This window comes from Acinetobacter equi, from assembly GCF_001307195.1.
Taxonomy (GTDB): Bacteria; Pseudomonadota; Gammaproteobacteria; order Pseudomonadales; family Moraxellaceae; genus Acinetobacter; species Acinetobacter equi.
This window is the reverse complement of record NZ_CP012808.1, coordinates 1,176,422-1,202,594: the sequence shown is the minus strand read 5'-3', so window position 1 is coordinate 1,202,594 and position 26,173 is coordinate 1,176,422. Positions and strand designations below refer to the sequence as shown.

The window sequence follows — 26,173 nt, the reverse complement described above, 5'->3', positions numbered from 1 at the left end:
TCATGATTAGCTTAGAATTTTTACTCACCTCTGCCATTGGATTACTTACAGCAACTGGAATTTATTTAATTTTACGTGCGCGTACTTTTCCTGTTGTTTTAGGTCTAGCCATGATTGGTTATGCTGTAAATTTATTTTTATTTGCTATGGGGCGCATCCATATTAATGCCCCTGCAATTTTAACTGAAACAGCAAAAACAACAGATCCATTGCCGCAAGCATTAGTACTTACAGCTATTGTTATTGGCTTTGCAACCACTGCTTTTATTGTCCAACTTGCACTACGTACACGTTATGAAACAGGGACAGATCACGTTGATTCCAAAGAAGAAGAAATATCTCCAAGTCACCCACGTGAGGATGAGCCATAATGAATGACTTCATCCAGTTTTGGATTCAACACACACCTATTTTCAGTATTTTAATTCCAGCATTTACGGCTTTTATTTTAGTACTGTTAGGTAATCCTGGCTCTGGTTCTTTAGCACACGATTGGCGACAACCTTGGCGTCGAGGCATTAGCTATGTGTCATCAGTTCTAGGTTTAACAACAGCTATTATTTATCTCACTTTTGCAAGTAGTGGGCAAATTACGACATATAACTTAAGTGAATGGACAGCACCTTTTGGAATTGTGCTCGTTTTAGATCGACTCTCTGCATTCATGCTTGTACTGACTTATTCTTTAGCTGTACCAGTCATGTGGTTTGCAAGTAAAGAGTGGGATGAACGCGGTCGTTATTTCCATGCCATGATGCATTTTTTACTGATGGGTTTATGTGGAGCCTTCCTCACAGGAGACTTATTTAACTTATTCGTCTTCTTTGAAATTTTACTCATGGCATCTTATGTTTTACTTTTACACGGACAAGGTAAAGCACGTTTCCAACTGGGTATTCATTACGTCACAATTAACCTACTTGCGTCTGCATTTTTCCTTATTGGTTTAGGAATGATCTATGGTAGCGTAGGTAGCTTAAATATGGCAGATGTTGCACGCTTAATTCCATTACTTGAACCAGACCAGCATAGAATTGCAATTGCAGGTGGTTTACTTTTATTCGTTGTTTTTGGCATAAAAGCAGCTATGCTTCCTGTTGGATTTTGGCTTCCGAAAACATATGCTGTTGCAACTACACCTGTAGCAGCCATCTTTACCATCATGACAAAAGTCGGCATTTATTCAATTTTACGTGTAAATGGAACCGTGTTTGATGATGCAATGAGTAAAGAGATTCTCCAAAATTGGTTACTCCCAATTGGCATTATCACGTCACTTTATGGTGTCATTGGTGCGATGGGAGCAGAACGATTACGCCGTTTTGTTGGTTTTATGATTTTATCATCGATTGGTACAATCTTAATTGCCATCTCACTATTTAATACCAATGCTTGGGCAGCTGCGCTCTATTATTTAGTTCATAGTACAATTATTGGAGCAGCATTCTACATTTTATGTGGATGGATTACCTCACAACGTGGTGCATTCAAAGATCAACTTCAAATTGCACCACAAATGAAACAGCATAAAACAATTGCTGTTGTTTATTTTCTAATTGCTTTAATGATGGCTGGCTTACCACCTTTCAGTGGCTTCTTTGGTAAAGTCTTTATTTTACAAGCAACTGAAAATTCACCTTATCAAATTTTAATTATTGTTATTGTTTTATTGGTGAGCTTACTAAGTATTATTGCATTTACACGTGCTGGCTTTGTACTATTTTGGCGTGCAACAAAACCTGAAGATAATCCTGAAACAGAAGCATATAAAGCATACCAAGCTCTTCCTGCTCAAGCACCAAAGCGTAATGATAAAACTATTTATATATTATTAGCAGGGTTGATTGTCTATGTGATCGCTTCAAATCCTGTTTATCAATATGTTTTAAATACATCGAAGCAAATGCAAGATAATGCGCTTTACAATCAAATATTGCTCAAACAAGATGAGCATGGTCAAGTCATTAGCATTCAACCATTTAATCCAGAATATTTGCCAGAAACTAAATATGGTGGTGAAACTGAAGATCCGAATGCTCATTTGATTCCTTTCTTAATTGCACCCAATACATTATCTGGAGAGCATATCTCCGATTTTAAACTACAACAAATTCAACAACAGCATTCATCTGTTGAAGAAAGTAATCAACTGAAACTAGCGGAGGAACCATAAATGTCAAAATTATCATTTTGGGATAGATGGCTCCCTCATCCACTCGTTTCAGTTATTGTTGGTTTAAGTTGGCTCATGCTCTCTCATAGTGCTGATATTGCATCAATTACTATGGCGATTATTTTAGCCATATTTATTCCTAAATTAGTTCGTCCCTTTATTGATCGAACACCAAACATCAATTGGATTGAAGCATCAAAACTTTTTTTTGTTGTGCTTTGGGATATTATTGTTTCCAATATTAATGTGGCTAAATTAGTTCTTGGTCCGACACACAAATTACATCCTAAATGGTTTCGTGTTCCTTTAGAGACACACCATGAAGAAGTGAATACGTTATTAGCAATGATTATTACCACTACACCAGGTACCGTATCTGCGGGTATTGATCAAGATCGTGGCGATATTTTAGTACATGCTTTAAGCACTGACGATCCAGATGAAGAAATCAGAGTCATTAAAGCCAAATATGAAAAGCCTTTAATGGATATTTTTGGTGTAAAAGCAGGAGATAAATCATGATGATACTGCCTTATGCATTAGGGATTTGTACTTTAGCGATTACAATTTCAATGTTGCTTTGTTTAATTCGTCTGATTATGGGACCTTCTATGGTTGATCGTCTTCTAGCACTCGATACTCTATTTTTAAATGCGATTTGTTTAATTGTAGTTTTAGGCATTTACTGGGCAAGTACATCAATGTTTGAAGGTGCATTATTGGTTGCAATGCTTGGCTTTGTTTCTACAGCCGCATTAGCTCGTTATTTCACGACTGGCCATGTCATTGATTAGGAGCTAAATCATGCAATTAACAATGGAAATATTAGTTTCTATTTTCCTTATCATTGGTGCTTTTTTCATGCTCGTTGGTGCAATTGGGATGGTTCGCTTACCAGACTTATTTATGCGTCTCCATGCACCAACTAAATCAAGCACCTTAGGCTTAGGTAGCTTCTTAATTGCTGCTATTATTTATTCCGCCTTTCATGGTAGATTCGGCTTTGCTGAAATTCTCATCACATTATTTGCTTTTATTACAGCACCTGTATCTGCAAATTTAATTGCCCAAGCTGCACTTCATTTACGCTTACGCTCAATGAGTGGTGAAGTTCCTGAAGCACTAAATCGCCCACTGCCTTGGCAACGTACACGCAGACGTGCTTTTTATTCTAAAAGCAAATCAACAAAAGATGATCTTCTATAAAGTAGATCATCTTTTAAAACTATAAATACAAGTTACTATATTTTTATTTCCAAGGTGTTTTATCTAAAAGGTTTTGAAATAAAATCCCAAATCACCAATAAAAATCGATAAATAAAAGAATCACTCAGCAACATTTTCAAACGCTTTTCTTCTATTTTTCCTTTTTCTAAACCATGTTCTACAGCAACTGTTGCTAGCTTATCCGCTATTTCATTCTTAAATCCATTTCTATATTTTGCTTCATACATTTGACCACGCAATACCTCAACATTTGCTGACTCATAAGCCAACCTAGCCATTGTTAAATCATGACCAAAAATAAATTTCCGACGTTCTCTTAATTGTAATTTTGCCTGATATGCTAAACGATCTATGCTATCAATATCCCACTTTAAATTAGAATCGTGAGACAATTTTGGAAAATATCCACTTCCAAAATCTAACTCTAATATTGGATTTTCTCTAATCCATTTAGAATCTGCATTTGCCAATTTTGCTTTTAAAATATTTAAATGAATCCACTCACTGCCTCTATGCACGCTTGGATTAATCTTTAAGCCTTTTTCAATCCAAAATTTAGCATTTTCATTTTGCCCTAATAACTCATAAGCCGTTCCCAAATTGACCGCCGTATTTGAAAGATTAGGTTTAGATTTTTCAATTTCTAATAAAATTTTAATTGCCTTTTTATATTTACCATTATAAATCAATCGAACAGCATAATCATTTTGCTCTTCCACTGTTTTAGGCTTTGGATACTTTTTAAAAATTTTTCTAATTCATTTTGATAAAACTCATCACGCTTAGCTTGGCTTTCAAAAGTAATACTTGTTGGATCCGGCTCCATACCTTCAACTTTATCATCATAAGAATTTAGACAAGCATGTGAATAATTAAATATACATATAGAAATTAAAGAAAGAGCAATTTTTTATACATCTTCATCATTATTTAAAATAATTTTAAATTCATTGTAGATTAATTTATCAACAAATACAAAAAAGCCACCCTAAGGTGGCTTTTATAGAATAATAATAAAATTATTCTTCGTCTTTTTTGTCTTCAGCAGGAGGTAAATCCTTCACTGCTTCAGCAATTAGACCAAACATATAGTTACCATATGCATTGGTTTTGTCATAATGGAAACGCAAACGTGGCGTAATACGTGTCTTAATACGACGACCAAGTTCATGACGCAAGAAACCAGATGCTTTATTTAACACATCTAAAGTTTCTTTATTTGCAGCTTCACTTTGCTCATCGCCAAGTTCACGCCCCATTACAGTCACATAAACTTCAGCATATCCTAAATCTGGGCTAACTTTAACCGCAGAGATGGTCACTAAACCACCTAAGCGTGGATCTTTCAGCTCTTGACGAATCAGTTCAGAGAGTTCTCTCTGAACTGTATCAGCCATACGCTTAAGACGTTGACTACCCGCCATTAAAGACTCCGTTTGATCAATTGAACATCATAAACTTCGATCTTATCGAGTGCTTTGATGTCTTTATAACCTTTAACAGCAAGACCACATTCCATACCCGCACGAACTTCTTCCACCACTTCTTTGAAGCGACGAAGAGATTCAAGCTCACCTTGGAACACAACAACGTCATCACGTAATACGCGAATCGGTTTATTACGGTGTAATGTACCTTCAAGTACCATACAACCAGCAGCTGCACCAAATTTACTCGAATGGAATACTTCACGTACTTGTGCAACACCAAGAATCGTTTCACGATGTTCTGGTGCTAATTTACCACTCATTGCCGCTTTAACATCATCAATCAATTGATAGATAATTGAATAATAACGAATGTCGATACCATCAGCATCTGCTTTTTGACGAGCAGTTGCATCAGCACGTACGTTAAAGCCAAGAAGTACAGCTTCAGAAGACTCTGCAAGTGTTACATCAGACTCAGTGATTGCACCAACACCTGAACCAATCACGCGTACGCCAACTTCATCTGTAGCAAGATCGGCAAGTGCAACATGTAATGCTTCTAATGTACCACGTACATCTGTCTTAAGCACAACGTTAACAATTGGTACATCTTTTTTGCCCATAGACGCCATGATATTTTCAAGACGCATTGCAGATTGACGTTCAAGACGTTTTTGACGTTCACGATCCATACGAGCATCAGCAACTTCACGTGCTTTCTTCTCATCGTTCACAACAAGAACTTCGTCACCAGCCATAGGTGCTTCTGGTAAACCTAAAATCTCTACTGGGATAGATGGGCCAGCAGATTGAATACGTTGACCATTTTCATCTGTCATCGCACGAACACGTCCGTAAGATGCGCCAGCAAGAACAAGATCGCCTACTTTCAATGTACCATTTTGTACAAGGATCGACGTTACCGCACCACGGCTGTTATCAACACGTGCTTCGATGACAACACCTTGTGCAGCACCTTCTTCAGAAGCTTTAAGCTCTAGAAGTTCAGCTTGAATCGAGATAAGGTCTAGAAGTTCATCAATACCTGCACCTGTATGCGCTGAAACCATTGCTACTGGTACATCACCGCCCCATTGTTCAGGAACGATTTCTTTGGTTGTTAATTCATTCAATACGCGATCTGGATCAGCAGATTCTTTATCCATTTTATTGATTGCAACAATAATTGGTGTACCAGCTGCACGTGCATGATCAATTGCTTCCGCAGTTTGCGGCATAACACCATCATCCGCAGCAACAACAAGTACCACGATATCTGTCGCTTTAGCACCACGTGAACGCATTGATGTAAATGCTGCATGCCCCGGTGTATCTAAGAAAGTAATAATACCTTTCTCAGTTGTAACATGATAAGCACCGATATGCTGTGTGATACCACCAGCTTCGCCTTGAGCCACTTTAGCACGACGAATACGATCAAGAAGCGATGTTTTACCATGGTCAACGTGACCCATGATTGTTACCACAGGAGGACGTGTAGATTGTGCACCACGAGCACCTTCTGCTGCTTCAAGTAAGTTATCTTCTGCTTGAGTATCAGATACACGAACTGGATTATGGCCCATTTCTTCTACAACTAATGCAGCAATTTCCTGATCAATTGCTTGGTTCTGTGTAACCAATTCACCCATTTTCATCAGTGATTTAATTACTTCACGAACTTTAACTGCCATTTTTGCAGCTAAATCAGCAACAACAATTGTTTCACCAATTTCAACATCATAAACTTGTTTTTTAACAGGTTTTTCAAAGCCATGTTTGTTTGCTTGGCTTGTTTTTAAACCACGTTTAGGCTGTTTGCTAAAGCTTTGCTCTTCCTGACCACGACGACCACCTTTTTTTGGTGCACGTGCAGTCGCAGTATTCGTACCACGTTTAATTTCGCGGTCTTCTTTTGCAAATGAATCTTCGTATGCTTGACCAACAAGACCAGCAGCCAATGGAGAGTCATCTACAACACGAATTGTTGCAGTTGTATCTTCTGAAGAATATTTAGACGCCATTTGACGCATTTGCTCAAGTGTACGTTGTTGAGCTTCTTCAGCAGCCTTACGACGTGCAGCTTCTTCAACAGCTTTTAATTTCGCTGCTTCAGCTTCACGTGCTTTTTTCTGCTCTGGAGTTTCAGTTGCTTTAACAACTTGTTTTACAATCGGTTTGTTGGTAGATTTACGCTTTACAACAACAGCCGCTTTAGCAACTTCTTGCTTATCGCTTGTTTGTTTTGCTGCAGCACGCATTGCATCTAATGCTTTACTAGCACCAGATTGTTGAGAAGGTGCTGATTTTGGTTCAGCAGGTTTTTTCTCTTTTGCCGCATTAGCTTCTTGTTCTGCTTTAGCTTTAGCTAAAGCTTCTGCTTTAATTTGTTCAGGATCTGGCTTAACAAATGTATGTTTCTTGCGAACTTCTACATTAATTGTTTTTGCCTTACCTGATGTACTCGCTACTTTAGCTGTACTGGTAGTTTTACGTTTCAACGTGATTTGTCCTGCATTACCTGCTTCTTGACCATGAATTTTCTTCAAATGGTTTACAAGGGCATCTTGTTGTTCAGTAGAAATAATATCGTCAGCTTTACGTTGAGGTAAACCTGCGTCACGAACCTGCTCTAGGAGCTTCTCAACGGAACGATCCACGCTGAGAGCCAACTCTTTAATCGACTTGTCCGCCATATATTACCTCCTAGTTAAACCATGATTCGCGCGCTTTCATGATGAGTTGACCTGCTTTTTCAGCACCTAAACCTTCGATATCTTCGATATCATCGGTCGCCTGATCTGCAAGATCATCAACAGTTATAACTCCACGAGTAGCAAGCGCATATGCGATCTCTTGTGTCATTCCTTCCATTGCTAGAAGTTCAGCACTCGGATCTTGAATGTTTTCTTGTTGTTTTAATGCATCTGCTAAAGTCACTTCCTTCGCACGACTTTGCAACATTTCCACAACTTCAGCATCTAATTCGATTTCATCAAATGTTTCTGCTGGTACATAAGCAATTTCTTCTAACGAAGTAAAGCCCATTTCAACCAATGCCATAGCAAGGTCTTCTGCAATATCAAGACGTGTTACAAACATGTCTAAATATTTTTGCGCTTCGCTTTGCTGACGTGCATGATACTCTTCTTCGAGCATCATGTTCAATTTATAGCCTGTGAGTTCTGATGCTAAACGTACATTTTGACCTTGCGAACCAATTGCACGAGCCAATTGATCACTAGTTGCAAAAATAATATCTGCTGTACGTTCTTCTTCATCAATCACAATGCCTGATACATCTGCTGGCTCTAGAGCACTAGCGATATATTGAGCAGGATCATCAGACCATACAACAACATCAATACGTTCACCATTTAACTCTTGCTGCACCGCTTGGATACGTGTACCACGCATACCAATACAAGCACCAACTGGATCAATACGATGATCGTTAGTTTTTACAGCAATTTTTGCACGGATACCAGATTGACGCGCTGCTGCTTTAATTTCAATAATTTCTTCAGAAATTTCAGGAATTTCTTTTTTCATTAAAGCAATTAGCATTTCTGGCTTAGAACGTGACAATAACAATTGAGCACCGCGCCCTTCACGATTCACACTATATAAAATAGCATTCATACGCTGTTTAGGACGAAGAATTTCTTTTGCTATCATTTCTTCACGAGCTAGGTAGGCTTCTGCATTATCACCTAAGTCAATAATAAAACCATCTTTGGTTTGTTTTTTAACTTCACCATAGATAAGCTCACCAACTTTGGCTTCATATGCATCAGCAACTAAGGCACGCTCTGCTTCACGAATTTTTTGAACAATCACTTGTTTTGCAATTTGTGCTGCAATACGACCGAAATCAATTGATTCTACTTCTAACTCACGAATATCACCAATAGACCATTTTGCTGGATCAACATCAGAAATCGCATCTTGACATGCTGGCATTTCATGATCTTCATCTGCAACAACTTCCCATTGACGGAAAGTGCTATAGTCACCAGTTTTACGATCGATTTCTACACGTAAACGTGCTTCTTCAGAATGAGTACCTTCGTAAAATTTCTTTTTAGTCGCTGCAACTAGAGCTTGTTCAAGCGCTTCAAAAATTGCTTCGCGACTTACACCTTTTTCGTTACTAACCGTTTCTACTACGGTAAGAATTTCGCGTGCCATAAGCCACCTATTCGTTAGATTCTTATTAATAAATTAATCTTGATAGATTAAGTTAGCTTTGTCGATATTGTGACTATCAATCTCCAATACCAGTTGCTTTTCAACTTCAACCTGAATCATTTCATTTTCTAGGTCAACTGCAACGAGTTTGGCCTGAAACTTACGACGATTTTCTACTGCACTAATTAAGCGTAATGCAACTTGTTGCCCTATATAAGCAGACATTTGTTCAAGTTTGAAAAAAGGTCTGTCCCAACCTGGCGATGAAACTTCAAGCGCATATTCACCTGAAATTGGATCATGAACATCGAGTATTGCACCAACTTGTTGTGTTACGCGAACACAATCTTGTACACCGATACCGCGCCCCTGCTCCACTTCACCAGCTTCATTAACGACTGGTTCAGCACTTGCATCAATTGCTTTATCAATATAGATACGTAATAAAGAACGTTTACCTTGAGGAACAAAATCAATTCCCCAAAGATCCACATCACATGCTTGCACTGCTGGCGCAATTAAGTCCTGAAGTGCTTGAGTTTTATTTGATAGCTTCATTTACTCTCGTCAAATTTGTGCGAAAAAGTGGCCTGATTAACCATAATACATTTACTATAGTGAAGCATATTTGACCGTAAGCCGTATACAGCTTATATCGACACTACACGATAGCCAATAAAAAAGGGCGTAATCGCCCCAATACCGCACATTGAATTTTTCAAAATCCACTGTGCAAAAAGGCCCACCTTGTTGTGAGCCTCTTTAGAAACTTGGTAGCGGGAGCTGGATTTGAACCAACGACCTTCGGGTTATGAGCCCGACGAGCTACCAGACTGCTCCATCCCGCATCAACGTGCAAAAATTATATACAAAACACTGAATCTTTTCAATCAAAACTCTATATTTTGCCCAATTAAGTTGCACCTCAATTGGATTGGTAGCGGGAGCTGGATTTGAACCAACGACCTTCGGGTTATGAGCCCGACGAGCTACCAGACTGCTCCATCCCGCATCAACATGCAAATTTTACTTCAGTTTTAATAAACTGCCTATTGAAAGTTTGCTCTTTACAATAAGATTGGTAGCGGGAGCTGGATTTGAACCAACGACCTTCGGGTTATGAGCCCGACGAGCTACCAGACTGCTCCATCCCGCATCAATATGCAAATTCATCTCAGCTTTATATAAACTGCTTATTGAAAGTTTGCGCTTCACAATAAGATTGATTGGTAGCGGGAGCTGGATTTGAACCAACGACCTTCGGGTTATGAGCCCGACGAGCTACCAGACTGCTCCATCCCGCATCAATAGATTTTCAGCTGCTTCACCAACAAATAAGTTCTGGGCTAATTGTTGGTGCGGAAGGGGGGACTTGAACCCCCACGCCCGAAAGCACTACCACCTCAAGGTAGCGTGTCTACCAATTCCACCACCACCGCAGCTGTGACGCATTCTAGTCGTACCAGTCTAAAAAAGAAAGACCTAAATAGAATTATTCAGCAGTTTTTGGTGCAGTTGATGAAGTTTCAGGCGTTTTTTCAGGTGCACTTGTCGTCACAGGCACTGAACTTAAGCTATATGCATCCGATGTTTGCTTTTTCGCAAAAATCGCAAGTGTCAAACTTGTAACAAAAAATAACGCAGTCAAAATTGCTGTTACTCTTGTCAAAAAATTTGCCGAACCATCTGCACCAAACACAGTTGCAGCACCACCACCGCCAAAAGAAGCGCCAGCGTCAGCACCTTTACCATGTTGAACTAAAATCAACACGATCATTAAAACAGCTAATATAATATGTACGACCAGCACAAAAGTTTGCATGCTGTACTCCTAATTATTTTGTATTCGCAAATGCTTGAGCAATTTGATAGAAAGACTCAGCATTTAGTGATGCACCACCAACGAGTGCACCATTAATATCTGGACAGGCTGCTAACTCTACTGCATTTTCAGGTTTAACACTACCACCATATAAAATGGCAATATTTGCGCCCTTGGCAGTAATTTGAGTCAACCCTTCTCTAATCTTAGCATGCATAGCTTGCGCATCTTCAGGAGAAGCTGTTTTTCCTGTACCAATTGCCCAAATTGGTTCATAAGCAATGACTATTTTTTCCCATTGCTCAGATTCAACTACAGAAGCAATGTCACAAATTTGTTGCAACACAACAGTTTCAGCTTGACATGCTTCACGTTGCTCCAAACTTTCGCCTACGCAATAAATTACAGTCATTCCTGCATTTAATGCATTGCCTATTTTTTTCTTTAATGCTGCAGCATCATCAGCAAAAAACTCTCGACGTTCTGAATGCCCAATTAATACATAATGAATTTGGCTATCAACTAATAGCTCTGCGCTTAATTCACCTGTATAGGCACCTGTTCCTGCTACTTTAGAAACATCTTGAGCAACTGTATAAATAGCTCGATTTGCCGATGAAAAATTAGCTTGCACCATTGGTAACGCTATTGAAATTGGTGCAATCCCTAAATGGCATTTATTTTCATCGATAGGGTTTGTTTGCAATAAATGTTTGAAATTTTCAACAAGTTGTAGTGCATCGGCTTTTATTGGATTCATTTTCCAATTACCTACAACCCAAGGTGTAATCGTCGACCCCGACATATGTAACTCACACAAAACTATTTTTCAATTGCGCACATTCTACACGTAAATTTAATTTCTGCTAAAAAAATATATATTTCTAGATTTTGAAAAAATAATTTGAAAATGCATTTAAATTTTTTCATTTATTAAAAAAATTCTGTTAATTCTATCACAACAAAAATCAAGATATATTCAGTAGTATCAAACTTTTATATGGTTTTTTTGTTAAAGAAAAGTATAATTTTGTTAATCGAATAATGAATAATTTAAAGATATAGATAATTATAAAGGATCACGCATGCAATCTATACCGAAGTTTACCGGTTTTATTCGGCAACTTGTTGAGAAAGGAATGATCGATGCAGAACATATGTTATCTGCAATTGAAACAGCTAAACAACTAGACCAAGATATCGTTCCTTATTTAATCCAAAACCATCATATTCACCCACTCGATATTGCCAAAGCAATTTCTCATGAGTTCGGTGATCCTTTATTTGATTTAGATGCTTATGATTCATCATTAATTATTAAAGACTCTGTAAATGATAAAATAATCACTAAATACAAAATCTTGCCTATTTTTAGGCGAGCAAACATTTTATATGTAGCTACAGCAAATCCAACAAACATTACAGCAATAGAAGCAATTCGCTTTAGCAGCCAAATGCATATTGAGGCGATTATTGTTGAATATGACAAACTTAAAAAATTAATAGAACAACATTATAGTGGTGAAGAGATATTTAACTTCGATGATGACTTTGATTTAGAAATCAGTGATGACACCCAAAAAACCACACCAACTGAAGATGATATTTTAAAAGATGAATCCCCTATTGTTAAATATGTAAATAAATTGCTTGTTGATGCAATTCGAATTGGAGCCTCTGATTTACATTTCGAACCTTATGAAAAAATTTATCGTGTTCGATATCGAATTGATGGTGTTTTAAGGCAAATTGCAACACCACCACTACAACTAGCAACACGCTTGGCTTCACGTATAAAAATCATGTCCCAAATGGATATTTCAGAAAAACGTATTCCTCAAGATGGTCGAATCAAACTTAAACTTTCTAAACATAAAGCATTTGACTTCAGGGTAAATTCGTTACCTACCCTATATGGTGAAAAATTAGTGCTTAGAATACTAGATTCATCTAGTGCAATGATGGGTATTGATTCTTTAGGTTACGAGCCAGATCAAAAAGCTTTATTTTTGGAAGCACTAAGCAAACCTCAAGGAATGTTGCTAATAACGGGCCCAACAGGTTCAGGAAAAACTGTTTCACTCTACACAGGAATCAGTATTCTCAACCAAGAAGAAGTCAATATTTCTACTGTAGAAGACCCTATTGAAATCAACCTAGAAGGAATCAATCAAGTCAATGTAAATCAAAAAGTTGGGTTAACGTTTGCAACTACATTACGCTCCTTTCTACGACAAGATCCCGACATTATTATGGTCGGAGAAATTCGAGATTTAGAAACAGCTGAAATTGCAACTACATTACGCTCCTTTCTACGACAAGATCCCGACATTATTATGGTCGGAGAAATTCGAGATTTAGAAACAGCTGAAATTGCAATTAAAGCTGCCCAAACTGGTCACATGGTGATGTCAACATTACACACTAACAGTGCTCCTGAAACATTAACACGCTTAAGAAATATGGGTGTACCTTCATTTAATATTGCAACTTCAGTCAATTTAGTCATTGCACAACGATTAGCAAGACGGCTTTGCCATCTATGTAAAAGACCAATCAATATTCCATTTCAAAGCTTATTAGAAATGGGGTTTACAGAAGAAGATATACAAAATCCGACATTCCAACTCTATGATGCAAATGGTTGCTCTGCTTGCCATGATGGGTATAAAGGTCGAATTGGCATTTATGAAGTGATGAAAATGACGCCTGAAATTTCACGACTCATTATGGAAGATTGTAATTCGATACAAATTGCGGAAGCTTCACAACTATCTGGGTTTCAAAATTTAAGACGCTCTGGGCTACTCAAAGCAATGCAAGGAATTACCTCACTCCAAGAAATAAACCGTATTACAAGTGAATAATAGATAATAAAAAGGACAAGACTTATGGCAATCAAAAAAAATCAGATGATGCCAACATATATTTATGAAGGCGTGGATCGCAAGGGGATCAAACTAAAAGGAGAGCTTCCTGCTCGAAATATTAACCTCGCAAAAGTAACTTTAAGAAAACAAGGAATAAGTGTTAAATCAATTCGAGAAAAGAAAAAAAATGTACTCGACAATCTGATAAAAAAACGAGTTTCTACCCTCGATATTACTGTTTTCACACGACAACTTGCTACCATGATGAAAGCTGGCGTACCTCTCGTACAAGGCTTTGAAATTGTTGCTGAAGGTTTAGATAATCCTTCTATGCGTGAAGTTGTTTTAAATATTAAAGGTGATGTCGAAGGTGGACATACTTTTGCAGAAGCACTAAGAAAGTATCCTCAATATTTTGATAAATTATTTTGTTCACTTATTGAATCAGGAGAGCAATCTGGCTCACTCGAAACTATGCTAGATCGTGTTGCACTTTACAAAGAAAAGAGTGAAATTCTTAAACAAAAAATTAAAAAAGCCATTAAATATCCAGCAACGGTACTGGTTGTAGCTATAGCCGTAACCATTGTGCTTATGATTAAAGTCATTCCTGTTTTTGAAGAGCTTTTTGCTTCATTTGGTGCAGATCTTCCAGCATTTACTAAAATGGTGGTCGGTATGTCCCGATGGTTTCAAAGTTTTTGGCTCTTTCTTCTTATTGGAATGATTTTAACGCTGATTATTTTTATACAAGCAAAAAGAAGAAGTCTTAAATTTCAATATTTTTTAGATCGTTTTGTACTTAAAATGCCTATTTTCGGAAGCCTGATTTATAAAGCCATTATTGCTCGCTATAGCCGTACACTTTCTACAACATTTTCAGCTGGTGTCCCATTAATAGATGCTTTAGAGTCTACTGCAGGTGCGACCAATAATCATGTTTATGAAGATGCTGTACTTAAAATAAGAGAAGATGTTGCATCAGGTCAGCAGCTCCAATTTGCGATGCGTAGAACAGAAAAATTTCCTACTATGGCAATTCAAATGGTGGCTATTGGTGAAGAATCTGGCGCATTAGATGACATGCTAGATAAAGTCGCAAACTATTATGAAAATGAAGTTGATCATGCTGTAGATGGTCTAACATCAATGATGGAGCCTTTTATCATGGTGATTTTAGGCATTTTGATTGGAGGTTTAGTGGTTGCAATGTACTTACCAATTTTCCAAATGGGATCTGTACTTTAATGGAAAATTTTATTCAGTATTTTATGACACACCCAACTGCACTTTATATTGCAGTTGGGATTTTTAGCTTATGTATTGGTAGCTTCTTAAACGTTGTGATTTATCGCACACCTAAAATAATGGAACAAGAGTGGCATCAGGAATGTCAGCTTTTATTACATCCGGAACAACCTATAATTGACCAAAAAAAATTAACATTGAGTCATCCTAAGTCTACTTGTCCACATTGTCATCACGCTATTCATTGGTATCACAATATTCCTGTAATCAGTTGGATGGTATTACTTGGCAAGTGTGCATATTGCAAATATAAAGTTAGTTGGCGTTATCCATGTATTGAAATGCTTACAGCCATTTGTGCCTTAACTGTAGTCTATATTTATGGTCCAAGTGTACAAATGCTTTTTGGTTTAGTACTGACCTATTTTCTTCTTGCGCTTAGCTTCATTGATTTTGATACACAACTGTTACCTGATCACCTCACCCTCCCCTTGGCAGGCTTGGGTTTAGCCATCAATAGTTTTTCACTTTACACATCTCCCAGCGCTGCAATTTGGGGTTATATTGTTGGTTTTTTATGTCTTTGGATCGTTTATTATATTTTTAAGCTGATTACAGGTAAGGAAGGCATGGGATATGGTGACTTTAAGCTTCTTGCTGCACTTGGCGCATGGCTAGGTCCTTTATACCTCCCCCTGATTATTCTTCTTTCTTCTTTTATTGGTGCTATTATTGGCATAGTTCTAATGAAAGTACGCAAAGAAAATTTGCCTTTCGCATTTGGACCATATATTGCTATTGCTGGATGGATCGCATTTTTATGGGGTGATTCAATCATGACATTTTATTTAAGTTACTAAGGAAATATATGCGCTTTATTTTGGGATTAACAGGTGGTATCGGAAGTGGTAAATCAGCTGCAAGCCAATGGTTTGAATCTCAGAATATTGTAGTTGTAGATGCCGATATTGTTGCAAGAGAAATCGTTGAATTGGGGCAACCTGCTTTAGCTCAAATTCATCAAACATTTGGAGATTGGGTTTTACTCGAAAATGGAGAACTCAATCGACGTGCTTTACGTGAACATATTTTTCAAAATCCAACAGCACGAAAAACTTTAGAAAATATTACACATCCTGCTATTCGTGCATCTATCATTCAACAATTACAAAATGCTCAAAGCGCTTATGTCATTCTCGTATCTCCGCTTTTATTTGAAACTAATCAGTATCAACTTGCTCAACATACGTTATTAATTGATGCATCAGAAGAATTACAAATTCAAAGAGCTTCACAACGTGATGAACAAAATATAGAACAAATTGAAAAAATTATTTCAGCACAAATGCCTCGCCAAGAAAAACAGAAACTTGCAAATGATGTTGTATTAAATGATGGTCAACTAGAACATTTGTATGAGAAGTTACAGCCATTACATGAAAAATACTTAGCAATGGCGCAACAGTATTCATCATAATGTAGTGTAAAACTCATGATTAATGATGTAATTTCTTTTGTGCAAACCAACGCCAAGGTTGTAATGCACCAATCCCCATACCAAATAAACCACAAATAATCGCAAAGCTTAATGGCTCACCCAATAATGGCACAGCCAAAACAGCAGCAATAAATGGTGCTAAAGTCACAATACTACCCGTCTTAAATGCACCTAATCTTTTAATGGCTTCTACATAGGTCAAGGTCGCAATAATCACCACAAAAATGCCATGAAAAATGACTTGTGAAAACAAGTGCATGGGTTCCGGTGCTGTTAAATTTTTAGGTAAAAATAATAAATATACAGGTAAATAAATTAGTGCTGACCAAATTGCAACACCTGACATTGCATGCCACGCAGACAATTTCCATTGTCTTAAAAGAACGGTAAAAATCCCCCACCACATGGCGCTTAAAGTGAACAACAAATCACCAAAGCCAAAGGCAACACCCGTTTCTTGATACATCAACGCACTCATTGCTGTAATAGCAATCAGCATAATGATAAGACTTAACCATGTATGTCGATCAAAAGGTTGTTTAAATAAAAGAAAACCAGCAACCGCTGTACAAAGTGGAATACAACCATTCAAAAAAATAGCTGCATGCGCAGCAGGTACATATTTAAAAGCACTATAAGCCGTTAAACAATAAATAACACCGCCTATTAGAGCCAAAATAAATGGTTCTTTTTTCCATAAAAATGCAGTGTCTTTTTTCCAAATTAAAATTGGCATTAAAATACAAAACGCCAATAAAAAACGAAGCGCGGTTAAATCCCACACTTCAATTTGCCATTTCACACTTAGCCTCGAAGTTATTGTAAAACCGCCCCAAATACACATTGTAATAAGAACGTACAAATAACCTTGAGTTTTTGATGTCATGATTTAGATACTTTCAAAATAAGCTATATACAACTTAAACATTACGCTGACGACATGCTTCATACAATGCCATTCCAGTTGCAACACTCACGTTTAAACTTTGCAAATTTCCTGCCATTGGAATAAATACAGTCTGATCACATTGTGACTGTGTAATTGGACGTAATCCAGTATCTTCAGCACCCATCACCACACATACAGGTGTACCTGTAAAGTCGAAGTTTTGAATAGGTAATGCTTTGTCATCAAGCATTGTGCCAACAACACGTACATTAAACTCTTCTTTAATTTGACCTAAAGTACGTGCCAAATTTGTTACCTGAATAAATTTCACTTTTTCAGCACCACCAGCAGCAACTTTACGCGCTGTTGGCGTTAAGCTTGCCGAACGATCACGTGGCACAATAACAGCTTCGACACCCATCGCAGCAGCAGTACGAATACATGCGCCTAAATTATGTGGATCTGTCACTTGATCAAGTGCCAACAATAATGGCTGATTTGAAGTTTTTAATAAAAGTTCTAAATCTTGTTCATTTAATGTTGGATGTGCTCGAACAGCCGCTACAACCCCTTGGTGAAACGGTAAGCCTGCAAGCTTCTCTAACTTGTCACGACTCGCTTGTTGCACGCTTACACCAAAAGGCTCTGCCAATTCTAAAACACGCTTTAAACGATGATCATCACGACCTTTCAATGTAAATAAAGTAAGAACACGCTCAGGCTCAAGCTCTAACAATGACTCCACTGAGTGAACGCCATAATAATATTCAGGTTTAGCCATGAACGACCTCTAATTAACTAATACAAAGAAAAAGAAAAATCCTGCAAAGCCAACTTCACAGGATTTATGCTCAAAGACTAGTTTAACCGATTCAGGTTAAAAATTCTTTGTTTGATGTAGATGGATATCTTAGCCTTCTAAATGGCAAACATAATCTAAAACATCATCTGTTTCGATTTTAAAACGGCTATTCCCAGGAACATAAAATGATTGACCTGCACGGAATAATTCACTTTCTTCACTATCTGCAATAATGACACGGCATTCACCTGAAATGATTTCCATACGTTCAGGTACATGAGTTTCAAAAGTTAAAGCATTTTCACTCGGTAAAATAACACCTAAAGTTTTCTTAGTACCATCTTCAAATTGAACAGTATGACTAATGCATAAACCACCAAAGTAAACATTTGATTTTTTTACCACTGATACATGATCAAACTGAGCTGACATGCTTATTCTCCAGATAACACTTTTTATTTATATGATTGAGAAATACAAAATATTTCTTAAAGCCAATCAATCCATGCCAAAAAATCGTTCATTGATATACGTTTACAGAAGATGAACTGTTCACCACAAAACGCTCACAAACTGTACCTTATATCTGCTAATTTAATTGCAATTTTCGAGAGTCTAAATCAAGTTTAGCCGAATCACAAATAACTTTTATACAGACCGATAAAACAACAAATGTATATTTTGGTAAACGCGTTTTACATACTTTTATACAGCAATATTTATTCCACAATTCAACAAATTTATGGCAAATTAACATTTCAAAAAAATAAAATTCATTCTATCTTGATAGAAGTGAATATAATTATTTTATCTTCGACTTTAATTTTGCGATAAAATCATTGGGTTTTCAGTCAATTTCGAATATAAGTTAGTTTGTAACAACAATACTGAATGACCCTTAACTCAAACTTTTCGCAGTTCGGATGCGTTTATGCTGACACATTTAACTCTGATTAACTTTGCTTTAGCCGACCACTTAGCCCTCGACATTGATAAAGGTTTCAATGTTTTAACGGGTGAAACGGGTGCAGGTAAATCTCTTTTACTCGATGCTCTTTCCGCATGCCTAGGTGAAAGAACAGATACCAACTATGTCCGCTATGGCTCAGATAAAGCAGATGTAACGGCAACTTTTAGCTATCAAGAAGCATCTGCAGAAGAACAATGGCTAAAAGAGCATGAGCTAGATGATGAATCTGGTGAAATTCATTTACGTCGTGTGATTTTTGCAACTGGTCGAAGTAAAGCATGGATTAATGGTCGTCCAAGTAGTTTATCTGAACTAAAAGAACTTGGGCGTTTATTGGTACAACTTTATAGCCAACATAGCCAACAACAATTACTTGAACCCCCTTATCCAAAACACTGGCTAGACCGTTACTGCAACTTCTATGAACCTGCCCAAGCAGTCAGAAATGCTTATAGCAAATGGCAAAAAGATATTCGCCAGCATCAAGCAGCATTAGATGCTCAAGCAACACGTAAACAACGCATCGAGACACTTGAATTACAGCTTGAAGAACTTGAAGAACTTGTTCAAATCGATTACAAAGAGATTGAACAAGAGTTTGATCGCCTCAGCCATCATGAACATATCATGCAAGATTGTGGTTATGGCTTAGCTGCGCTTGATGATGCTGAACAAAATATTAATCAAGAATTATCTTCCATTTTAAAACGCATTGAATCGCATTCAGGACGTAGTGAACAACTTTCTGAAATTTATAACTCACTGCTCAATGCACAAAGCGAATTAGATGATGCAACGGCTAACTTACGTCAGTTTATAGATCGTCAGAGTTTTGATCCTGAACGCATGGAAGAGCTAAATACTCATCTTGAGCTTTTCCATCGTTTAGCACGTAAATACCGCACACAACCAGAAAATCTAAAGCAAGAATATGAATCCTGGCAAACTGAATTAGAACAGCTTCATCAACTTGAAGATCCAGAAACACTTGCAGAACAAGTTGAAGTTTCTTATCAAGATTTTATTACCAAAGCTGAATATCTTGATCAAATTCGACGTGAAGCAGCAACGCCTTTAGCAAAACAACTCACAGAACAAGTCAAACAACTTGCACTTCCTGAAGCACACTTTGAATTTAAATTTGAACCACTTGAGCAAGCATCTAGTGAAGGTTTAAGTTTTATTCAATTGCTCTTTACTGCCAACAAAGGCATTCCAGCACAACCTTTAGCACGTGTAGCTTCAGGTGGTGAATTATCTCGTATTGCATTAGTCATGCAAGTCATGAATGCTGAAAAAACTGAATCTGAAGTTTTAGTCTTTGATGAAATTGATGTTGGTATTAGTGGAGGTACAGCTGAAATTGTGGGTCGTTTGCTTGCAGGTTTAGCAGAACACGTACAAATTTTATGTATTACCCATCAAGCACAAGTTGCAGCTCAGTCTGATCAACATTTATTGGTGAAAAAGCGTCAAACAGATCCTGCAAGTAGTACTATTTTTGCACTTGAAGAAGATGATCGAATTCAAGAATTAGCACGTATGACAGGTGGAATTGAAATTAATGAAACCACCCTTCAGCATGCAAAACAATTAAGACAACTCAAGTTTCAACACTAAATTTAGTTTTGAATTTAAATTTAACTGAATTGAAACTGAGTTAATTTTACTTTGAATTTAAAAAGACATATCCACAGATATGTCTTTTTTTATTTCACAATACCTGTATAGCGATAACCTGTTTTTCCTAGGCTATAACGCAAATATTTATTTTGTGGGATGAAATTTTCATTTAATAACATCACATCTATTGTTTTAGGATGAATACGGAAATAGCTCGATGCACTACTTCGATCCTGATCATAATGACAATCATATTCGACATCAATTTCATGGCTTTTTTTATTTTTATCTTCAAAAACATAAGCTTTTAATAGCTGTTTTGAACCAATTTCTACAGCGCGTAAATTATAAAGTCCATGACAACTATCCCCTTTATAATAGCTTTGAATCAAATAAATAGTTTTATTTCCTATATTGACTTGTTTAATATCTAAAATTGAACCTGCTGTAAATTCATCAACATGAATCACATTATTCGTTTTATATTGCACATCTGAATACCATTCCCCCATCGTTCCACCACCCGATACATCAAAGGTATAAAATTTAAGTTTTTTATCAGGTGAATATTTAATACTTACATAATTATTTTTTTGTAAATTTGAAAATTCATAAGTCAAGCTTGAACTATCTTGTGAGATTTTATTTGATATTGCTTCTTCTATTTCTCCATTCACTGCAAAATAATCACTATTTTTATATTTCTGAATAATCTGCTGTTCAAATTTTTCCAAATCAGCATGATTTGCATAAACATTGGAAACGCCCAAGAATGCAAGACCACACAATGCGAAAGTCTTTGTTACTTTAAACATTGGTATTCCCTATAAAAAATGCTATTTTAAGTTTAAACAGTAATTCATACGGTATAAAATAAAAGCTAACTATAATTTAAAATCCAATCATATTGATAAAATCATAATTTTCATCTTTTTAAACCAATTAAGACAAACAAAACACATTTAATTTATTTTTAATACGCTCTCCAGCCACATTCTTATAAAAATTGATTGTTGAAGCTGAGTTTGTCTAGTATTTTGATTAAATATCTACCTAAAATGAAGCAGATCTATAAGGAGAAATAATTAGGTGACCAAACAATATCTGACACATCGTTGTCTCATTGCTCCGCCTAATATGGATGATGATTTCTTTGCAAATACAGTCATTTATTTAGCACGTCATGATGAAGATGGCGCTCAAGGAATTATTATTAATCGCCCTGCTGGCATTCAAGTAAAAGAATTATTAAATGACTTAGATATTGAAGCAGATCATGTCAATCCGCATGAGGTTTTACAAGGTGGTCCTTTACGCCCTGAAGCGGGTTTTGTTCTACATACAGGACAACCGACTTGGCATTCTTCAATTGCCGTTGGAGAAAACATCTGTATAACCACATCTAAAGATATTTTAGATGCAATTGCACATAATGAAGGTGTTGGTCGCTATCAAATTGCGTTAGGCTATGCGAGTTGGGGAAAAAACCAATTAGAGCAAGAAATGTCTCGTGGAGACTGGCTGGTTTGTGATGCCGACATGGATTTAATTTTTAATCTTCCTTATGACGATCGCTGGGATGCAGCCTATAAAAAAATGGGCATAGATCGTACTTGGCTTTCTTCTGAGATCGGACATGCCTGATGTAAATTCAGCTCAAATGATTATGGCATTTGACTTTGGCACACAAAAAATGGGAATGGCAGTGGGTCAATCATTGATTGAAAGTGCCAACCCTCTTGTGTTATTTCCAATGAAAGATGGTATTCCAAATTGGGATGAACTTTTAAAAATTGTAAAGCAGTATCAGCCTAACTTGTTTTTAGTCGGTTTGCCTTTAAATATGGATGAAACTGAATCTGAACTTTCTGCACGTGCACGTAAGTTTGCACGACGTTTGCGCCATCAAACCAATATTGAAACGTTGATGGTCGATGAGCGTTTAACAACACGTGAAGCTCGCGGTGAGTTGGAAAGCTATCAAGCGCAAGGTCGTAAAAAAGTTTCGGCAGATAGTATTGCAGCTGCATTATTTATTGAAAGTTGGTATAGACACCCTGAAGGGGTTCGACCTTAATTTTTGATTATTTCCCCTCTGTATATAGAGGGGGGAAAGCATTATCGTCTAAATCAAATATTTCTAAATTTTTTTAATTCAGTGTATCTTTCTATTGCTAAATCAATTAATTTTGAAATTAAATCTGAATAGCTTAATCCACTCTTTTCCCAAAGTTTAGAATACATACTTTTATGGGTAAAACCCGGTAATGTATTTAACTCATTAAGATAAATCTCATTATTTTCTGTGAGAAAAAAATCTATTCTAGCCAATCCAGAGCAGCCTAATATCTGAAAAGCTTGAATTGACTGCTGACGTATTTTTTCACTTAATTCCTCGGAAATTTTTGCAGGAATTACCATACGTGAAGCTTCACTATTAATATATTTGGCATCATATGAATAAAAAGAACTTTGTATTTCTATTTCACCGCAAACACTTGCTGTAGGATGTGCACTACTTCCCAAAACAGCACATTCAATTTCACGCCCATTCACAAATTTTTCTATCAGTATTTTTTCATCATAAAGGAATGCAGTTTCAATCGCTTTTTCAAATTCTTGAGAATTTTCTACTTTACTAATTCCAACAGAAGAGCCTTGATTTGCAGGCTTAATAAAAATAGGTAGTCCTAATTTATCTTGAATTTTCTCAAATGAAAGTTGATTACGCTGGTAAGCATGTATTGCAATATAAGGGGTAACCGGTATACCTGCTGCCAATAATAACCGCTTTGAAATATCTTTATCCATACACAAAGCAGAACTTAAAACATCACATCCAACGTAAGGAATATCTAGTATATTCATCATCCCTTGAAGAAAACCATCCTCCCCCAATGTGCCATGAATAATAGGAAATATCACATCAATGGAAGACAACTGAGAAATTCCCTCTTTTCTTTGTTCTAGAAATTTATTTTCATCGGTTCGAAATTGTATTTGTAGATCATGACCCGCATCATTAATGGCAATCAGCCTAGGATTATTATCATTTTCAATATAATGTTCTTGTTCAAAAATTTTCCATGCACCCTGCTTATCAATTCCAATTAAAACAACCTCAAATCGTTGTTTATCAATTGCCTCAACAATATTTTTTGCAGATTGTAAAGAAACCTCATGTTCAGCTGATTTCCCACCAAAGATAATCCCTACGCGCTTTTTCATTAGTCCATTGCCCTCAATAAGATTAGTAAATCACAATAGCCTTTCTTTTTTCTCTATTCTTTATTATTTTTGTCAAATCATGATGTAAAAAATCTTTTTAACTGGAATATTTATTACAACAATTAAGCCCAATAAAAAAGCGTATCCCTTAGATACGCTTTTAACGAAAATTGCTTTAAATATCAATCAATATTAACGACATAACTTCTTCTGAAATGATTTTGTATTTTCGCCTCGGGCACACTTATATTCAGTCACTTTATCAATTTGTTGCCAAAGCTCATTTTGATTCAGCTTAAAACGATAAGTCGTACGAATTGCATTGACCGAATCATCTAACAAGCCTGCTTGAAGCACCATAACTTGTGCAACATTTGGAGATTCAACTGCATTAAAAACCTGACGGATTTCAGTATTGGTCAATTCCGATTTTAACTCAGGTTGTAATTCTAAAACCTGTTCTAAAGGTGTATTCGCTACCGTTTCTATAGGTGTTTCAAGTGTAGACATCACTTTTTGTGTAGTCGCACATCCTGCAAGTAATGCAGTACCTGTCATGAATATCATCATTTTTTTTAGCATGACTATTTTCCTTGTAATAATAAAAATTTAAAATAAAAAAAGGCACAATGAAAATATTATGCCTTTTTTATCTTTTTCGAAAGCTTTCGAAAAATTAAACGAACAAATTAAATAAACTTATTTTAAGTCAAATAATTTACCTGGGTTCATAATCCCATTTGGATCGAACACTTCTTTCAATGCTTTCATATAGCCAATTTCTTCTTCAGAACGTGTATAACCTAAATATGGTTTTTTAGTCATACCAACACCATGTTCTGCCGAAATTGAACCATCATATTTTTTAACCGTATCAAACACATATTTATTTACATGCTGACACTTATCAAAGAATTCATCTTTGCTTAAGTTTTCAGGTTTTAAAATATTTAAATGCAAGTTACCGTCACCAATATGACCAAACCAACAAATGTCAAAATCAGGATAGTTTTCACTCACAATTGCATCAATTTCTTTAATGAATGCAGGTACGTGAGTAATGAGTACTGAAATGTCATTTTTATATGGTGTAAATGGTGCAATTGACTCTGAAATGTCTTCACGTAAACGCCATAAGCTATGAAGTTGGTCTAAGCTTTGGCTCATTACGCCATCAAGCACCCAACCTTCTTCCATACAATGCTCAAAGATTTCCATTGCCGCATCCATAATTGGCTCATATGGTGCTTCAAATTCAAGTAAAACATAAAATGGACATTCAGTTTCAAATGGACGTTGTACATGACCATTTGCTAGAACCTTCTGCATTGAAAGTTCACCAAAGAATTCAAATGCAGTTAAATCAATTTTCTTTTGGAAAGCATGAAGTACAGGCATGATTGCATCAAAATCAGGTACGCCTAATACCATTACTTGTAAGTCATGTGGTTGACGTTCAAGTTTAATTTCTGCTTCAGTCACTAAGCCTAATGTACCTTCACCACCAATAAATAAATGTTGAAGTGCATAACCTGTGGCATTTTTAATCATGCCTTTATTTAAACGTAGAATATCACCCTTACCTGTTACTACTGTAAGACCCAATACCCAGTTACGCGTCATGCCATATTTAATTACTTTAATACCACCTGCATTGGTACCAATGTTGCCACCAATTTGTGATGAACCAGAAGATGCAAAATCAACTGGATAATACATACCTTGTTCTTCTGCATAGTTTTGAAGCTGTTCAGTCACAACACCTGCTTGAACACGAACCATACGGTCAGCTGGGAAAAATTCCAAAATTTGGTTCATTTTATCCATGCTAACAACAATTTCGCCATTTGAAGCAACCGCACCAGCAGATAAACCTGTACGTCCACCACTTGGTGTAATTGCAACATTAAACTGGTTCGCAAGCTTAACAATGCTTTGAACTTGTTCAGTGGATGATGGAAAAACGATGACTGATGGATTTGGATCAAAGTGCTTAGTGTGGTCACGTCCCCAATTTTGGAGGCTATCCGCATCTGTTTTAATACGGTTTTCACCAACAATTGCAGTTAATTGAGTCAATAACTCTGGGGTTAAAGCGACTGGAGCGTTCATCGTTTTCAGACCTTGCAAGAAGTAAACAAGTAGTTTTTTTAGCTAAAAATCAATGTGTTTCAATAAAAAATGCACATTGAAAACATCTTA

The 26,173-nt window shown here is 36.6% G+C and carries 26 protein-coding genes and 5 tRNA genes; 12 read left to right on the top strand and 19 right to left on the bottom strand.

The window, feature by feature from the left end:
• Nucleotides 1-2 precede the first annotated feature (2 nt).
• From AOY20_RS05590 to AOY20_RS05570, 5 genes are read left to right on the top strand one after another with little or no spacing between them, the layout of a single operon-like run.
• Complete coding sequence (locus AOY20_RS05590; protein WP_054580948.1) at nt 3-371, top strand: Na+/H+ antiporter subunit C; 369 nt, start codon at nt 3-5, stop codon at nt 369-371.
• On the top strand, nt 371-2,173 hold the full coding sequence (locus AOY20_RS05585) for a monovalent cation/H+ antiporter subunit D (protein ID WP_054580947.1): 1,803 nt from the start codon (nt 371-373) through the stop codon (nt 2,171-2,173). The genes AOY20_RS05590 and AOY20_RS05585 overlap by 1 nt, the downstream gene beginning before the upstream one ends.
• Nucleotides 2,174-2,695, top strand: a complete 522-nt coding sequence (locus AOY20_RS05580) for a Na+/H+ antiporter subunit E (protein ID WP_054580946.1) — start codon at nt 2,174-2,176, stop codon at nt 2,693-2,695.
• Nucleotides 2,692-2,967, top strand: coding sequence for a monovalent cation/H+ antiporter subunit F (locus AOY20_RS05575; RefSeq protein ID WP_054580945.1), 276 nt, complete (start codon nt 2,692-2,694; stop codon nt 2,965-2,967). The genes AOY20_RS05580 and AOY20_RS05575 overlap by 4 nt, the downstream gene beginning before the upstream one ends.
• Before the next feature lie 10 nt (nt 2,968-2,977).
• Complete coding sequence (locus AOY20_RS05570; protein ID WP_054580944.1) at nt 2,978-3,379, top strand: Na+/H+ antiporter subunit G; 402 nt, start codon at nt 2,978-2,980, stop codon at nt 3,377-3,379.
• A 59-nt stretch (nt 3,380-3,438) separates the two neighbouring features.
• Here AOY20_RS05570 and AOY20_RS05565 read toward each other — a convergent pair whose 3' ends face one another.
• The 12 genes from AOY20_RS05565 to tpiA form a co-directional block, all read right to left on the bottom strand.
• Nucleotides 3,439-4,119 (bottom strand): tetratricopeptide repeat protein, encoded by a 681-nt coding sequence (locus AOY20_RS05565; protein ID WP_054580943.1) that lies wholly within the window; start codon nt 4,117-4,119, stop codon nt 3,439-3,441.
• Between the two features lie 300 nt (nt 4,120-4,419).
• Nucleotides 4,420-4,824 carry a ribosome-binding factor A gene (locus AOY20_RS05560; RefSeq protein ID WP_054580942.1) on the bottom strand — a complete coding sequence of 135 codons (405 nt, stop codon included), beginning with the start codon at nt 4,822-4,824 and terminating at the stop codon, nt 4,420-4,422.
• The gene (gene infB / locus AOY20_RS05555) at nt 4,824-7,526 is read right to left on the bottom strand and encodes a translation initiation factor IF-2 (RefSeq protein WP_054580941.1); all 2,703 of its coding nucleotides are present in this window, start codon (nt 7,524-7,526) and stop codon (nt 4,824-4,826) included. The genes AOY20_RS05560 and infB overlap by 1 nt, the downstream gene beginning before the upstream one ends.
• A gap of 10 nt (nt 7,527-7,536) precedes the next feature.
• Nucleotides 7,537-9,021 (bottom strand): transcription termination factor NusA, encoded by a 1,485-nt coding sequence (gene nusA, locus AOY20_RS05550; protein WP_054580940.1) that lies wholly within the window; start codon nt 9,019-9,021, stop codon nt 7,537-7,539.
• Nucleotides 9,022-9,054: 33 nt separating this feature from the next.
• The gene (gene rimP / locus AOY20_RS05545; RefSeq protein ID WP_054580939.1) at nt 9,055-9,579 is read right to left on the bottom strand and encodes a ribosome maturation factor RimP; all 525 of its coding nucleotides are present in this window, start codon (nt 9,577-9,579) and stop codon (nt 9,055-9,057) included.
• A gap of 213 nt (nt 9,580-9,792) precedes the next feature.
• Nucleotides 9,793-9,869: transfer RNA gene (locus AOY20_RS05540), tRNA-Met, on the bottom strand.
• Between the two features lie 87 nt (nt 9,870-9,956).
• A tRNA-Met gene (locus tag AOY20_RS05535) sits at nt 9,957-10,033 on the bottom strand.
• A gap of 67 nt (nt 10,034-10,100) precedes the next feature.
• Nucleotides 10,101-10,177 (bottom strand) — tRNA-Met (locus AOY20_RS05530).
• Between the two features lie 71 nt (nt 10,178-10,248).
• A tRNA-Met gene (locus AOY20_RS05525) sits at nt 10,249-10,325 on the bottom strand.
• A 50-nt stretch (nt 10,326-10,375) separates the two neighbouring features.
• Nucleotides 10,376-10,460, bottom strand: a tRNA-Leu gene (locus AOY20_RS05520).
• Nucleotides 10,461-10,513: 53 nt separating this feature from the next.
• A complete protein-coding gene (secG, locus tag AOY20_RS05515) occupies nt 10,514-10,843 on the bottom strand; it encodes a preprotein translocase subunit SecG (protein ID WP_054580938.1) in 330 nt (109 codons plus the stop codon).
• A gap of 13 nt (nt 10,844-10,856) precedes the next feature.
• Nucleotides 10,857-11,648: a triose-phosphate isomerase gene (gene tpiA / locus AOY20_RS05510; protein WP_054580937.1), complete on the bottom strand. Its 792-nt coding sequence runs from the start codon at nt 11,646-11,648 to the stop codon at nt 10,857-10,859.
• Nucleotides 11,649-11,928: 280 nt separating this feature from the next.
• On the opposite strand from tpiA, the gene AOY20_RS05505 reads away from it, so the two are divergent.
• From AOY20_RS05505 to coaE, 4 genes are read left to right on the top strand one after another with little or no spacing between them, the layout of a single operon-like run.
• A complete protein-coding gene (locus tag AOY20_RS05505; RefSeq protein WP_054580936.1) occupies nt 11,929-13,710 on the top strand; it encodes an ATPase, T2SS/T4P/T4SS family in 1,782 nt (593 codons plus the stop codon).
• A gap of 24 nt (nt 13,711-13,734) precedes the next feature.
• Nucleotides 13,735-14,961: a type II secretion system F family protein gene (locus tag AOY20_RS05500; RefSeq protein WP_054580935.1), complete on the top strand. Its 1,227-nt coding sequence runs from the start codon at nt 13,735-13,737 to the stop codon at nt 14,959-14,961.
• On the top strand, nt 14,961-15,821 hold the full coding sequence (locus tag AOY20_RS05495) for a prepilin peptidase (protein ID WP_054580934.1): 861 nt from the start codon (nt 14,961-14,963) through the stop codon (nt 15,819-15,821). The genes AOY20_RS05500 and AOY20_RS05495 overlap by 1 nt, the downstream gene beginning before the upstream one ends.
• 8 nt (nt 15,822-15,829) lie before the next feature.
• Nucleotides 15,830-16,438 carry a dephospho-CoA kinase gene (gene coaE / locus AOY20_RS05490; protein ID WP_054580933.1) on the top strand — a complete coding sequence of 203 codons (609 nt, stop codon included), beginning with the start codon at nt 15,830-15,832 and terminating at the stop codon, nt 16,436-16,438.
• A gap of 19 nt (nt 16,439-16,457) precedes the next feature.
• Here coaE and AOY20_RS05485 read toward each other — a convergent pair whose 3' ends face one another.
• The 3 genes from AOY20_RS05485 to ppnP all read right to left on the bottom strand — a co-directional run bounded on the left by AOY20_RS05485 (nt 16,458) and on the right by ppnP (nt 18,582).
• Nucleotides 16,458-17,345: a DMT family transporter gene (locus AOY20_RS05485; RefSeq protein WP_081403362.1), complete on the bottom strand. Its 888-nt coding sequence runs from the start codon at nt 17,343-17,345 to the stop codon at nt 16,458-16,460.
• A 34-nt stretch (nt 17,346-17,379) separates the two neighbouring features.
• On the bottom strand, nt 17,380-18,129 hold the full coding sequence (rlmB, locus tag AOY20_RS05480; RefSeq protein WP_054580931.1) for a 23S rRNA (guanosine(2251)-2'-O)-methyltransferase RlmB: 750 nt from the start codon (nt 18,127-18,129) through the stop codon (nt 17,380-17,382).
• A 129-nt stretch (nt 18,130-18,258) separates the two neighbouring features.
• Nucleotides 18,259-18,582 (bottom strand): pyrimidine/purine nucleoside phosphorylase, encoded by a 324-nt coding sequence (gene ppnP / locus AOY20_RS05475; RefSeq protein WP_054580930.1) that lies wholly within the window; start codon nt 18,580-18,582, stop codon nt 18,259-18,261.
• Between the two features lie 499 nt (nt 18,583-19,081).
• Between ppnP and recN the strand changes: the two genes are divergently transcribed.
• On the top strand, nt 19,082-20,740 hold the full coding sequence (gene recN / locus AOY20_RS05470; RefSeq protein ID WP_054580929.1) for a DNA repair protein RecN: 1,659 nt from the start codon (nt 19,082-19,084) through the stop codon (nt 20,738-20,740).
• Nucleotides 20,741-20,829: 89 nt separating this feature from the next.
• Here the strand turns inward: recN and AOY20_RS05465 are convergent, their stop codons facing one another.
• Complete coding sequence (locus AOY20_RS05465) at nt 20,830-21,558, bottom strand: hypothetical protein (RefSeq protein WP_054580928.1); 729 nt, start codon at nt 21,556-21,558, stop codon at nt 20,830-20,832.
• Between the two features lie 274 nt (nt 21,559-21,832).
• On the opposite strand from AOY20_RS05465, the gene AOY20_RS05460 reads away from it, so the two are divergent.
• Both AOY20_RS05460 and ruvX read left to right on the top strand, forming a co-directional pair.
• Nucleotides 21,833-22,387, top strand: coding sequence for a YqgE/AlgH family protein (locus AOY20_RS05460; RefSeq protein ID WP_054580927.1), 555 nt, complete (start codon nt 21,833-21,835; stop codon nt 22,385-22,387).
• Nucleotides 22,380-22,820 (top strand): Holliday junction resolvase RuvX, encoded by a 441-nt coding sequence (gene ruvX, locus AOY20_RS05455; RefSeq protein WP_054580926.1) that lies wholly within the window; start codon nt 22,380-22,382, stop codon nt 22,818-22,820. Before AOY20_RS05460 ends, ruvX begins: the two co-directional genes overlap by 8 nt.
• A gap of 53 nt (nt 22,821-22,873) precedes the next feature.
• Here ruvX and ddlA read toward each other — a convergent pair whose 3' ends face one another.
• From ddlA to AOY20_RS05440, 3 genes are all read right to left on the bottom strand, one after another.
• A complete protein-coding gene (gene ddlA / locus AOY20_RS05450) occupies nt 22,874-23,971 on the bottom strand; it encodes a D-alanine--D-alanine ligase (protein ID WP_054580925.1) in 1,098 nt (365 codons plus the stop codon).
• 192 nt (nt 23,972-24,163) lie between these two features.
• The gene (locus AOY20_RS05445) at nt 24,164-24,553 is read right to left on the bottom strand and encodes a hypothetical protein (RefSeq protein WP_054580924.1); all 390 of its coding nucleotides are present in this window, start codon (nt 24,551-24,553) and stop codon (nt 24,164-24,166) included.
• A gap of 117 nt (nt 24,554-24,670) precedes the next feature.
• A complete protein-coding gene (locus AOY20_RS05440) occupies nt 24,671-26,083 on the bottom strand; it encodes an FAD-binding oxidoreductase (RefSeq protein WP_054580923.1) in 1,413 nt (470 codons plus the stop codon).
• Nucleotides 26,084-26,173: the final 90 nt, after the last annotated feature.

What these genes read in the sequence shown, in the direction of transcription:
- AOY20_RS05500 (WP_054580935.1), top strand. Translation starts at nt 13,735, where the DNA reads ATGGCAATCAAAAAAAATCAGATGATGCCAACATATATTTATGAAGGC.
- AOY20_RS05560 (WP_054580942.1), bottom strand. Translation starts at nt 4,824, where the DNA reads ATGGCGGGTAGTCAACGTCTTAAGCGTATGGCTGATACAGTTCAGAGA.
- nusA (WP_054580940.1), bottom strand. Translation starts at nt 9,021, where the DNA reads ATGGCACGCGAAATTCTTACCGTAGTAGAAACGGTTAGTAACGAAAAA.
- secG (WP_054580938.1), bottom strand. Translation starts at nt 10,843, where the DNA reads ATGCAAACTTTTGTGCTGGTCGTACATATTATATTAGCTGTTTTAATG.
- AOY20_RS05575 (WP_054580945.1), top strand. Translation starts at nt 2,692, where the DNA reads ATGATGATACTGCCTTATGCATTAGGGATTTGTACTTTAGCGATTACA.
- AOY20_RS05445 (WP_054580924.1), bottom strand. Translation starts at nt 24,553, where the DNA reads ATGCTAAAAAAAATGATGATATTCATGACAGGTACTGCATTACTTGCA.
- ppnP (WP_054580930.1), bottom strand. Translation starts at nt 18,582, where the DNA reads ATGTCAGCTCAGTTTGATCATGTATCAGTGGTAAAAAAATCAAATGTT.
- AOY20_RS05465 (WP_054580928.1), bottom strand. Translation starts at nt 21,558, where the DNA reads ATGTTTAAAGTAACAAAGACTTTCGCATTGTGTGGTCTTGCATTCTTG.
- AOY20_RS05570 (WP_054580944.1), top strand. Translation starts at nt 2,978, where the DNA reads ATGCAATTAACAATGGAAATATTAGTTTCTATTTTCCTTATCATTGGT.
- ddlA (WP_054580925.1), bottom strand. Translation starts at nt 23,971, where the DNA reads ATGAAAAAGCGCGTAGGGATTATCTTTGGTGGGAAATCAGCTGAACAT.
- rimP (WP_054580939.1), bottom strand. Translation starts at nt 9,579, where the DNA reads ATGAAGCTATCAAATAAAACTCAAGCACTTCAGGACTTAATTGCGCCA.
- AOY20_RS05580 (WP_054580946.1), top strand. Translation starts at nt 2,174, where the DNA reads ATGTCAAAATTATCATTTTGGGATAGATGGCTCCCTCATCCACTCGTT.
- recN (WP_054580929.1), top strand. Translation starts at nt 19,082, where the DNA reads ATGCTGACACATTTAACTCTGATTAACTTTGCTTTAGCCGACCACTTA.
- AOY20_RS05440 (WP_054580923.1), bottom strand. Translation starts at nt 26,083, where the DNA reads ATGAACGCTCCAGTCGCTTTAACCCCAGAGTTATTGACTCAATTAACT.
- AOY20_RS05590 (WP_054580948.1), top strand. Translation starts at nt 3, where the DNA reads ATGATTAGCTTAGAATTTTTACTCACCTCTGCCATTGGATTACTTACA.
- ruvX (WP_054580926.1), top strand. Translation starts at nt 22,380, where the DNA reads ATGCCTGATGTAAATTCAGCTCAAATGATTATGGCATTTGACTTTGGC.
- AOY20_RS05485 (WP_081403362.1), bottom strand. Translation starts at nt 17,345, where the DNA reads ATGACATCAAAAACTCAAGGTTATTTGTACGTTCTTATTACAATGTGT.
- rlmB (WP_054580931.1), bottom strand. Translation starts at nt 18,129, where the DNA reads ATGGCTAAACCTGAATATTATTATGGCGTTCACTCAGTGGAGTCATTG.
- AOY20_RS05585 (WP_054580947.1), top strand. Translation starts at nt 371, where the DNA reads ATGAATGACTTCATCCAGTTTTGGATTCAACACACACCTATTTTCAGT.
- coaE (WP_054580933.1), top strand. Translation starts at nt 15,830, where the DNA reads ATGCGCTTTATTTTGGGATTAACAGGTGGTATCGGAAGTGGTAAATCA.
- AOY20_RS05505 (WP_054580936.1), top strand. Translation starts at nt 11,929, where the DNA reads ATGCAATCTATACCGAAGTTTACCGGTTTTATTCGGCAACTTGTTGAG.
- tpiA (WP_054580937.1), bottom strand. Translation starts at nt 11,648, where the DNA reads ATGTCGGGGTCGACGATTACACCTTGGGTTGTAGGTAATTGGAAAATG.
- infB (WP_054580941.1), bottom strand. Translation starts at nt 7,526, where the DNA reads ATGGCGGACAAGTCGATTAAAGAGTTGGCTCTCAGCGTGGATCGTTCC.
- AOY20_RS05495 (WP_054580934.1), top strand. Translation starts at nt 14,961, where the DNA reads ATGGAAAATTTTATTCAGTATTTTATGACACACCCAACTGCACTTTAT.